Annotated in this window: 8 protein-coding genes; 7 read left to right on the forward strand and 1 reads right to left on the reverse strand. The window is 72.9% G+C overall.

Going from position 1 to position 9,874, the window contains the following annotated elements; genetic code table 11:
* Positions 1-119: 119 nt before the first annotated feature.
* From ACWGIG_RS32630 to ACWGIG_RS32660, 7 genes are all read left to right on the forward strand, one after another.
* Positions 120-467, forward strand: a complete 348-nt coding sequence (locus ACWGIG_RS32630; protein WP_453325302.1) for a hypothetical protein — start codon at positions 120-122, stop codon at positions 465-467.
* 118 nt (positions 468-585) lie between these two features.
* A complete protein-coding gene (gene mdlC / locus ACWGIG_RS32635) occupies positions 586-2,205 on the forward strand; it encodes a benzoylformate decarboxylase (RefSeq protein WP_453325303.1) in 1,620 nt (539 codons plus the stop codon).
* Between the two features lie 75 nt (positions 2,206-2,280).
* Positions 2,281-3,690, forward strand: a complete 1,410-nt coding sequence (locus tag ACWGIG_RS32640) for an FAD-binding oxidoreductase (RefSeq protein WP_453325304.1) — start codon at positions 2,281-2,283, stop codon at positions 3,688-3,690.
* Complete coding sequence (locus ACWGIG_RS32645; protein WP_453325305.1) at positions 3,687-5,048, forward strand: cytochrome P450; 1,362 nt, start codon at positions 3,687-3,689, stop codon at positions 5,046-5,048. Before ACWGIG_RS32640 ends, ACWGIG_RS32645 begins: the two co-directional genes overlap by 4 nt.
* Positions 5,049-5,104: 56 nt before the next feature.
* On the forward strand, positions 5,105-6,517 hold the full coding sequence (locus ACWGIG_RS32650) for a hypothetical protein (RefSeq protein WP_453325306.1): 1,413 nt from the start codon (positions 5,105-5,107) through the stop codon (positions 6,515-6,517).
* Positions 6,518-6,526: 9 nt separating this feature from the next.
* Positions 6,527-8,431, forward strand: a complete 1,905-nt coding sequence (locus tag ACWGIG_RS32655; RefSeq protein WP_453325307.1) for a peroxidase family protein — start codon at positions 6,527-6,529, stop codon at positions 8,429-8,431.
* A 32-nt stretch (positions 8,432-8,463) separates the two neighbouring features.
* Positions 8,464-8,709: a hypothetical protein gene (locus tag ACWGIG_RS32660; protein ID WP_453325308.1), complete on the forward strand. Its 246-nt coding sequence runs from the start codon at positions 8,464-8,466 to the stop codon at positions 8,707-8,709.
* A 13-nt stretch (positions 8,710-8,722) separates the two neighbouring features.
* Here the strand turns inward: ACWGIG_RS32660 and ACWGIG_RS32665 are convergent, their stop codons facing one another.
* Entirely contained in the window at positions 8,723-9,808 is a 1,086-nt protein-coding gene (locus tag ACWGIG_RS32665; RefSeq protein WP_453325309.1) for a protein kinase family protein, read from the reverse strand.
* Positions 9,809-9,874 lie beyond the last annotated feature (66 nt).

Below are 9,874 nucleotides of genomic sequence, written 5' to 3' on the forward strand. Positions count from 1 at the left end.
GCACCTCCGGTGGGCGGAGGTGCTGTCCGCGGCTGCGGTCGACCGGCTGCGAGTGCGGGTCGCCGGGGGCGGTACGGCATCCCGGACAGCGCCCCGGACCCCGCCCGTATGATCAAGGGATGAATTCCGCACATCCGACCCTGGCCGAAATCCTTGAGGGCGAGGGACCCGACCACACGGACCTGCTCGCCGCCGTCGTCGCCGACGGCGTGATCATCGCCGTGGACGAGGCCGGGTCCGTCGTCTTCATCCGCGGCGAGGACGGCAAGCCCTGGCTGCCCGCCTTCGCCGACGAGGCCACCTGCGCCCGCGACATCGTGCACGGCACGCCGTTCCTGTGCGACGCGGCCCGGCTGCTCGACATCGCGGCGCGCACCGGGGTCAGGACGATGACGGTCGCTTCGGCGACGCAGTGCGCGACGGTGCCGATCGCACTGGTGGGCAGGGCGGCCGGCCGGCAGTCCTAGGGCCGGACCGCCCCTGACGACCGTCACCCGGCCGGCGTACGTACGGTGTCGCCGCACACCACGCCGTGTGATGAATGGAGCACTGTCTGCTACCGGTTGTCTCGCGGAGGGTCCCCCCATGCGCACCGTTCGAGAGTCCGTGCTGGACGTCCTCCGGGCTCGCGGGATGACGACCCTGTTCGGCAATCCTGGCTCCACCGAGCTTCCGATGCTCAAGGAGTTCCCGGAGGACTTCCGGTACGTGCTCGGGCTCCAGGAGGCCGTGGTCGTCGGCATGGCCGACGGGTTCGCCCTCGCCTCCGGCACGACCGCCCTGGTGAACCTGCACACCGGACCCGGCACCGGGAACGCGATGGGCGCCATCCTCAACGCCCGCGCCAACCGCACCCCCATGGTCGTCACCGCGGGCCAGCAGGTCCGCGCGATGCTCACCATGGAGGCCCTGCTCACCAACCCCCAGCCCACCCACCTCCCGCTGCCCGCCGTGAAGTGGGCGTACGAGCCGCCGCGCCCCGCGGACGTGGCCCCCGCACTGGCCCGGGGTGTCCAGATCGCCGAAACCCCGGCGCAGGGGCCGGTGTTCCTGTCGCTGCCGATGGACGACTTCGACGCCGAGGTCGACGAGGAGACGGACCGGGCCGCGGCCAGGACCGCGGCCCGTACGGTCCTGCACGCCGCCGCCCCCGGCGAGGAGGCGGTGCGGCGACTGGCCGACCGGCTGGCTTCCGCGCGCAGTGCCGTCCTGGTCGTCGGCAACGACGTCGACGCTTCCGGCGCCTGGGACGACGTCGTCGCACTGGCCGAGCGGACCGGGCTGCCGGTGTGGTCCGCGCCCACCGAGGGCCGGGTGTCGTTCCCGAAGTCGCACCCGCAGTACCGGGGCGTGCTGCCGCCCGCGATCGCACCGCTCTCCGGCTGCCTGGCGGGCCACGACCTGGTGTTCGTGATCGGCGCCCCGGTCTTCTGCTACTACCCCTACATTCCCGGCAGTTACCTGCCCGAGGACGCCGAGCTCGTCCAGCTCACCCGGGACGCGGAGGAGGCCGCCCGCGCCCCCGTCGGGGACGCCGTGGTCGCCGACCTCGCGCTGACGGTACGGGCCCTGCTCACCCATCTCCCGGGCCGTGACACCCGGGGAGCGGCCGAGCCCGAGCCGCAGCGACAGGAGGCCGCCCCCTCGCTGGACGCGGACGGCGCCCTCACCCCGCTCGCCGCGATGACCGCCGTCGCCGCGGGCGCCCCCGCGAACACCCTGTGGGTCAACGAATCCCCTTCCAATCTGGGGCAGTTCCACGAGGCGACCCGGATCAGCACCCCCGGCTCCTTCCTGTTCACCGCGGGCGGCGGTCTCGGCTTCGGGCTCGCCGCCGCCGTCGGGGCGCAGTTGGGCGCGCCGGACCGGCCCGTGGTGTGCGTGATCGGCGACGGCTCGACCCACTACGCCGTACAGGCGCTGTGGACGGCCGCCACGTACAAGGTGCCGGTCACCTTCGTCGTCCTGAGCAACCAGCGGTACGCGATCCTCCAGTGGTTCGCCCGGCTGGAGCAGGCGCAGGGGGCGCCGGGTCTGGACATCCCCGGTCTGGACATCGTGTCGATCGCCGCCGGGTACGGCGTCCGCTCCCACCAGGCGTCCGGCGCCGACGAACTCACCAAGCTCGTACGGGAGTCGGCGCTCCAGCAGGAGGCGCCGGTGCTCATCGACGTACCGGTCAGCACCGAACTGCCCTCCCTTTAGGGCCAGCCTTGAGAGCGCGTTGCCCACACCCCGCACCCCGGTCCCTCGAAAGCCGTCCCGTCCCGGAAGGCCGTCATGACCCTCACCACCGGCTCCGCCCCGCTGCTCGCCCGGCTCGCCGCCGTGCTGCCCGCCGACGCGCTGCTCACCGATCCCGTCGAACTCGCCGCCCACTCAAGGGATTCCGCCCCCTTCTCGGAGTGCGGTACGCCCGCGGTGGTCGCCGTCCCCCGGACCGCCGAGCAGGTCGCGGAGCTGATGGCGGTGGCGTACGAGAGGGGGGTGCCGGTCGTTCCGCAGGGGGCCCGCACCGGTCTCGCGGGGGCGGCGAACGCCGTCGACGGGTGCATCGTGCTGTCCACCGCCGCGCTGGACCAGATCCTGGAGATCGACCCGGCCAACCGCCTCGTGCGCTGCGAGCCCGGCGTCACCACCCGGGGCCTCGCCGACGCCGTCGCCGAGCACGGGCTGAGCTATCCGCCGGACCCCGCGTCCTGGGAGCGCTGCACCATCGGCGGCAACATCGCCACCGGCGCGGGCGGCATCTGCTGCGTGAAGTACGGGGTGACCGCGGACTACGTCCTGGGCCTCGACCTCGTACTGCCCGACGGGCGGCGCATGCGGACCGGCCGGGACACCGTCAAGGGCGTCGCCGGATACGACCTCACCCGCCTGATCGTGGGCTCCGAGGGCACGCTCGCCGTGGTCGTCGGCGCGACGCTGGCCCTGCGGCCTGCCAGGCCGCCCGCGCTGTCGCTGCTGGCCCAGTTCCCGAGCCTGACCGCCGCCGGGGACGCGGTGGCCGCGATCACCGCGGCCGGTCACGCCCCGTCCGCCGTGGAACTGCTCGACCGGGCGACGTCGGACGCGGTCGTGGCGTACGGTCATCCGCTGCTGCGCGCGGGCAGCGCCGCCACCCTGATCGTCGAGTGCGACACCGCCGACCCGGCCGCCGACCTCGCCGCGATCGCGGACCTCTGCAAGGAGGCGGGCGCAGGGAACGTCGACGCCGCCGCGACGGCCGAGGAGGCCCGGCAGATCATCGAGGCCCGCCGGCTGGTGAGCCCGGCGCTCGCCGCGCAGTGTGCGAAGAGGGGCGGCGCGGTCACCGCGTTCATCGAGGACGTGGCGGTGCCCCGCTCCCAGCTCGCCCGGTTCGTCGGCCTGATCGAGGGCATCGCGGAGCACCACGGGCTGACGATCTTCACGCTGGGTCATGCGGGGGACGGCAATCTGCATCCCACCGTCGTCTTCGACGAGTCCGATCCGGACGAGCTCCGGCGGGCGCGGACCGCGTACGACGACATCATGGCCGCCGGACTCGCCCTCGGTGGCACGAGCACCGGCGAGCACGGCATCGGCACTCTCAAGCGGGACTGGCTGGAGCGTGAACTCGGCCCGGTCTCCCTGGAGTTGCAGCGCGGCCTCAAGCGCCTCTTCGACCCGAAGAATCTGCTCAACCCCGGAAAGGTCGTCACGGCATGACCACGCTCCCCACCATCGCACCGCACACCACGGGCCGGGACGGGACCGCACCGGCGCCGCCGGTCCGGGCGGGGCGCGCCGATACGGTCCGCTTCGTCGCGACCCACACCCTGCCCGCTTTCGTCCGGGGGCTGGTCAGCCTGCGCTTCCCGGTGGTCTCCCTGTACGCGAAGGTCAACCAGAGCGCCTGGTCGAGCGCCACGCTGCGGGCGATGAAGCGCAAGTACGGCGGGGCACCCGTCCTGGTGCGCGGGCTCTCCGGCGACATGCTCGTGCTCTTCGAGCAGAGCGACATCCGGCGGTTCTTCGCGGAGCCGGTGATGACCCTCGCCATGGACCCGCCCGACAAGTACGACAGCCTGAGCGTGTTCGAGCCGAACGGGGTCATCTGCTCGCGCGGGGCCCGCCGCGAGGAGCGCCGCGACCTCAACGACGAGGTCCTCGCCTGGCACGATCCTGTCCACCCCGACTGTACGGATTACCTGCGCATCGTCGCGGAGGAGAGCCGGGCGCTGACCGGGTCCGGCACGCTCGCGTTCCCCGCGGTGCTGGAGGCGGTGAGCCGGGTCTCCCGGCGGATCGTGCTCGGCGACCTGGCCGCCGACGACACGGAACTCGCGGGCTGGCTGGGGATGTTGCGCCGCCGCAGCAACTGGATGGGCAAGGTCAGACCCCGCGACAGCAAGGCCCTGTACGCCAGGGTGGAGGCCCGGGTCGCCCAGTACGCGGCGACCGCGCCCGCCCACACCCTGGCGGCCCGCGCGCTGGCCGCACCCTCCCCCGAGGGCACCGACCCGCTCGGCCAGACCCACCACTGGCTGCTCGCCACCGACATCTGCACGGCGGCCGTCGTCGCCCGCACCCTGCTGCTGCTCGCCGCGCACCCGGCCGAGCAGCAGGCCGCGTACGACGACGTGCAGGCGGGCGGGCCCGGGTTCCCCCGGCTGCGGGCCTGTGTGCAGGAGTCCGTACGGCTGTACCCGGTCGTCCCCGATCTCGTGCGGGTCACCCGCGAGGAGACCGAGTGGCGCGGGGTGCGGCAGCCCGCAGGGACCGCCGTCCTGGTGCCGATCGGTTTCCACCAGCGCGACCCCGACGTGGTGCCCGGGGCCCAACTCTTCGCTCCGGGGCGGTGGTTGAAGCCGGGAGCGGACCGGGACACCACGATGGCGCCGTTCGGCCAGGGCCCGGGCCGCTGTCCCGGCGACCAACTGGGGCTGCTGCTCGGCTCCGCGCTCTGCGCCGAAGTGCTGCGCGGCCACCGCCTCACCGGCGAGCACCCCGTCCTCGACACCGGGCGTCCCCTTCCCGGCGTCCTGGACACCGGCAAGATCCGGCTGGGGCTCGCCCCGCGCTGAACCAGGCGCGACCCGTCCGATCCGCGAACCCCGACCCCACCGGGAAGAGCCCCGCCATGTCCGACTTCATGCACGATCCACTGGCCGGTCCGCACGCCGGTCCGCACGGCACCGCAGTCGACCCCGGCTCCGAGCCCGACGTCGACTCGCTGCACCAGGTGTGCCGCGAGCTCGCCGAGGCCGCCGACGCCGTCCGGGAGGCGAGCCGGTACGCCTCGCACGTCGCCCTCGGTCCCCGGCTGCCGCTGACCGCGCTCGGCTCCCGCCGCACCCGGGCCGCCCAGCGTTCCCTGCTGCGCACCCTCATGGACCCGAAGGGCCTCGGCTGGGGTCCGCAGGGGCGCGGACCGCTCGCCGGGACGCTGTGGCTGGCCGGGGTGCTGACCAGCAGGGAGAACCTGGCCGTCAGCCTCGCCGTCGCGGGCCTCAAGGCCCGCATCAGGGCCGCCGCCGTGCGCCACCCGGAGCTGCTCGACCACCCGGCCACCTCGAAGGTGCTCAAGGCCATCGAGGAGGACCGGCAGGTCGAGGCGTTCCGCACGTTCAAGGCGCTGCTGCACGCGGAGGGCGCCGAGTACGCGCTGGCGCTGCTCGCGCCGTCGTTCGCGGACATCATCGCCTGGAACGCGCTCACCGACGAGAATCCGTACAACGACAACGCGGGCTGGCAGGTCGCCACGGGCCGCGCCCTGACCTCGGACTACCTGGTGGGGGCGAACGGCCGCATCTGGGACTTCCTGGACCGGGGGAAGGGCCGCGCCGAGCCGCACACCCCGGACCCGGAGCTCGTCGGGGCGCTCGACATGTCGGGCACCCTCGTCGGCCACATCACCAACATCGGGCTCATCGGCACCGCCGGTCTCCTCCTCGTCCAGCAGGTCATCGGCCCGGACGGGGTGCAGCGGTACGTCGTCCAGTTCGCCGGCATGGCCCGCACGCTGGGCGCGGAGAGCCCGCAGGACCTGCTCGGCGCCATCGACTCGGTGGCGGGCGCCGACACCGCGTACAGCAGGGCCGTCCGCAAGGCGCTGCGCCAGGTGATCCCCTCGGGGGCGGAGGTCGCGCTGGTCGGGCACAGCCAGGGCGGGGTCACCGCGATGAACCTGGCGGGACACCCCGACTTCAACGCCCTGTACACGGTCACGCACGTCGTCGCGATCGGCTCCCCGATCGACCAGAAGCGGCCCGCCGATCCGCGGACGAAGGTGTTCTCGCTGGTCAACGAGCACGACATCGTGCCGAGTCTGGAGGGGCGTTCGGCGGTGTCGCCGTACCCGCTGGGCCCGGAGTTCACCGAGTACACCTGGACCGACGACACCCACGCCTTCCCGCTGTGCCACGCCGCCGAGCGGTACGCGCACAACCTCGCGCACGACGTCCCCGAGGCGAGCGCGCACGTCGACGCCGAGCTCGCCGCCTACCGCGGCCGGGTGACCGGAAACCGCTTCTTCACCCTCCACGACCGCTGAGGATCCCCGATGTCCGACACCGCCAGACAGCGCACCGACCAGCGCGCCGACGCACCGCACCCCGACGCTTCACACCCCGACGCCGCCCCTGCTCCCGCCCGTACCGAACCGCCCGAGCCCTTCGGCCCGCCCGGTCTGGTCGAGCGCATCGAGTCCGCCGCCTTCGCCCGTCTCAACAGGACCCGCGACTGGTGGGAGCTGCCCACCCTCCTCGGCATCGCGAACATCAAGGTGCTCCGCTCCGACCTGCGCCGCCACAACCTCCACGACACGTACGGCGCGGGCGGTGAGCGCCCCCGACGGCCCACCTCCGAGCTGGCCCCCTACCGGAGTTACGACGGCTCCGGCTACGACCCGTACGACGAGGACATGGGCCGGGTCGGCACCCGGCTCGACCGGAATTCCCCGCTCGACCTGGTCTTCCCCGACCCGGACGAGGAGTTGATGCGGCCGAGCCCGCGCGAGGTGAGCAGGCAGTTGCTCGCCCGCCGGAAGTTCGTGCCCGCGACGTCGCTCAATCTGCTGGCCGCCGCCTGGATCCAGTTCCAGAACCACGGCTGGGCCAACCACGGCGACAACGAACAGGCCGAGCCGTTCACCGTGCCCCTGGCCGCCGACGACGACTGGGCGCACTGCCCGATGCGGGTCAACCGCACCCGCCCCGACCCCGTCGCGCACAGCTCGCCCGACGCCCCGCCCACGTACGAGAACACGGTCACCCACTGGTGGGACGGCTCGCAGATCTACGGCTCGACCGAGGAGCGCTGCCGCTCGCTGCGCACCGGCGAGAGAGGCCGACTCCGCGTCGAGGAGGGCAGGTTGCCCGCCGACTCGCGCCCCGGGCTCGGCTGCCTGGACGCCACCGGCTTCAACAGCGACTACTGGACGGGCCTCTCCCTCCTGCACACCCTCTTCGCCAAGGAGCACAACTCCATCTGCGACCTGATCGCCGCCCAGCACCCCACCTGGGACGACGAGCGCCTCTTCCACACCGCGCGGCTGGTCAACACCGCCCTCATGGCGAAGATCCACACCGTGGAGTGGACGCCCGGCATCCTGGACACCCCGGTCGTCCGGCGGGCGATGAACGCCAACTGGTACGGCCTGCTGCCGCGTTGGGTGACCCGCCGGTTCGGCCCGATCGGCGGCGAGGCCCTCAGCGGCTGTCTGGGCTCGCGCACCGCGCACCACGCCGCGCCGTTCTCCATGACGGAGGAGTTCGTCTCGGCGTACCGGCTGCACCCGCTGATCCCCGACGAGCTGACGATCCGCGACCACCGCCGGGGCAGGGCAAGGGAGTTGATCGGTTTCGACGACATGCAGGGTGCCACCACGCGCTCCGCGATCGACGCGTACGGCACGACCGACCTGCTCTACTCCTTCGGCACCGCCCACCCCGGCGCCCTGGTCCTGCACAACCACCCCGACGCGCTGCGCAACCTCAGCCGTCTCTCCGGCGAGCACATCGACCTCGGTACGGTGGACATCCTGCGCGACCGCGAGCGCGGCATCCCCCGCTACAACGCCTACCGGCAGATGCTCCGCAAGCGCCCGGTCGCCTCCTTCGACGAACTCACCGGCGGGCACGCCGAAGACACCTCGCTGCTGCGGGAGTTGTACGAGAACAGGCTCGACCGCGTCGACACGCTGGTGGGCAATCTCGCCGAGCCGCGCCCGGCGGGCTTCGGCTTCAGCGACAGCCTCTTCCGGATCTTCATCCTGATGGCCAGCCGGCGGCTGAAGAGCGACCGCTTCTTCACCACCGACTACCGGCCGGAGATCTACACGGCGGAGGGCCTGGAGTGGGTCGACCGCAACTCCATGGTGACCGTACTGCTGCGCCACCACCCCGAGTTGGGCCCGGCACTCGCCGGGACGACCAATGCGTTCGCCCCCTGGGAGGGCCGGTCATGAGCCCCGCCACGAACCCTGCCACGAACCCTTCCGTGAGCCGCTACCCCACGGCCGCCCCCGCCCGCCCGGGACCCGCCCTGGGCCTGCGCATCCACGCGGGCAGCCTGCGCGACCACGCCGACCGGCTGCGCACGGCCGCTGCCGGGCTCGACTGGGAAGGTCCGCAGGCGGACGTCTTCCGCGCCCGCCTGCACCACCTCGCCTCCCGGTGCAGCACGGCCGCCGACGGACTGGCCAGGTCGGCGGCCCGGCTGGACGACGGCGCGGGAGGCAGGTAGGGCCTGTACGGTCTCAGCCCGCCGCCGTCTTGAAGATCCGGCGGATCTCCTCCTCCGGGTACGGAGTCTCCCGGCTCTCCTTCTCCACCTTGCCGATGAAGTCCGTCACGACCCTCGCGAGCGGTGCGTGCCGCACGAGGAGCGCGGTGACCCCCGGCGGCCCTGCCGGGGGACGCCCGCCTTCGGCGATCGTGCGGATCAGGGCCTCGCGCTCGGCCCGCCGGTACCCGTACAGGCCGACGATCAGCCAGTTCACCAGGTAGCTGAGCGCGTAGGCGCGGTCGTACGTACGGTGCCTGTCGAAGAAGTCGGCCTCTTCGGTCGACAGGTCGAAGCGGGAGGAGAGGGCCAGGCCGTAGTCGGTGAAGTAGAGGCGGTGGCCGTCGGTCAGGATGTTCTGGAAGTGGGCGTCGAAGTGCAGGAGGCCCCGGTCGTTCATGAAGGCGACCCCGGCCTCCAGCTCCCGCTCCACCAGGGCGCAGGCCCGGTCGGCGGCCGCCTCGTCCCTGGCTTGCAGCTGCTCGGTGAGCCAGCCTTGCAGGGTCTGCGGGAGGTGCTCCAGGAAGAGCACGAGGCTCGCCGGGGACTCCCGGAGGGCTTCGATGCGACGGCGCAGTCCCGGCCCGCCGCCCCAGTACGCCGCGACCCGGTCGACGTCGGCGAGCTCTTCCGGGAGGGGAGCCGGTTCCGGGTCGGGGAGTACGCGCCAGTGGTAGGTCAGGGGGAAGCCGTGGTACTGCCCGGCGAGCACCCAGTTCGTGGTCATGGTGTGCACGGCGGCCTCCCGCCAGACCCCGAAGCCGGGGCCGCCGACGGCGCCGACCCCGTACTGGCAGTGGACGGGCAGTCCGAACACGTCGGCCGTGGAGCGGGCGTGCTCCGGCCGCAGCTCCTGCCGGGTGAGCGGCACCCGCTTCACGAAGACCGGTGTGCCGTCGATCTCCAGCAGTGCCGACCGCCCGCCGATGCCGGAGCCGAGCGGGGCCGCGGTGTCGAGGAGTTCGCCCAACTCCCGGTCGCTGTACAGGGCGAGGGAGGTGGACACGGTGCTGTACGCGGAGGTCCGCGCGTCGGCCGTCGCAGTGGGGCCCTCGGTCATGGCGCGCAACTCCCGTACCTCGTCCGTTCGTTCCGGTGGCGTCGGTTCGACGGGGCGATCCTGGCG

The organism is Streptomyces sp. NPDC054863, assembly GCF_053610825.1.

Coding starts and splice junctions, on each gene's coding strand:
- ACWGIG_RS32630 (WP_453325302.1), top strand. CDS start 120: ATGAATTCCGCACATCCGACCCTGGCCGAAATCCTTGAGGGCGAGGGA.
- mdlC (WP_453325303.1), top strand. CDS start 586: ATGCGCACCGTTCGAGAGTCCGTGCTGGACGTCCTCCGGGCTCGCGGG.
- ACWGIG_RS32640 (WP_453325304.1), top strand. CDS start 2,281: ATGACCCTCACCACCGGCTCCGCCCCGCTGCTCGCCCGGCTCGCCGCC.
- ACWGIG_RS32645 (WP_453325305.1), top strand. CDS start 3,687: ATGACCACGCTCCCCACCATCGCACCGCACACCACGGGCCGGGACGGG.
- ACWGIG_RS32650 (WP_453325306.1), top strand. CDS start 5,105: ATGTCCGACTTCATGCACGATCCACTGGCCGGTCCGCACGCCGGTCCG.
- ACWGIG_RS32655 (WP_453325307.1), top strand. CDS start 6,527: ATGTCCGACACCGCCAGACAGCGCACCGACCAGCGCGCCGACGCACCG.
- ACWGIG_RS32665 (WP_453325309.1), bottom strand. CDS start 9,808: ATGACCGAGGGCCCCACTGCGACGGCCGACGCGCGGACCTCCGCGTAC.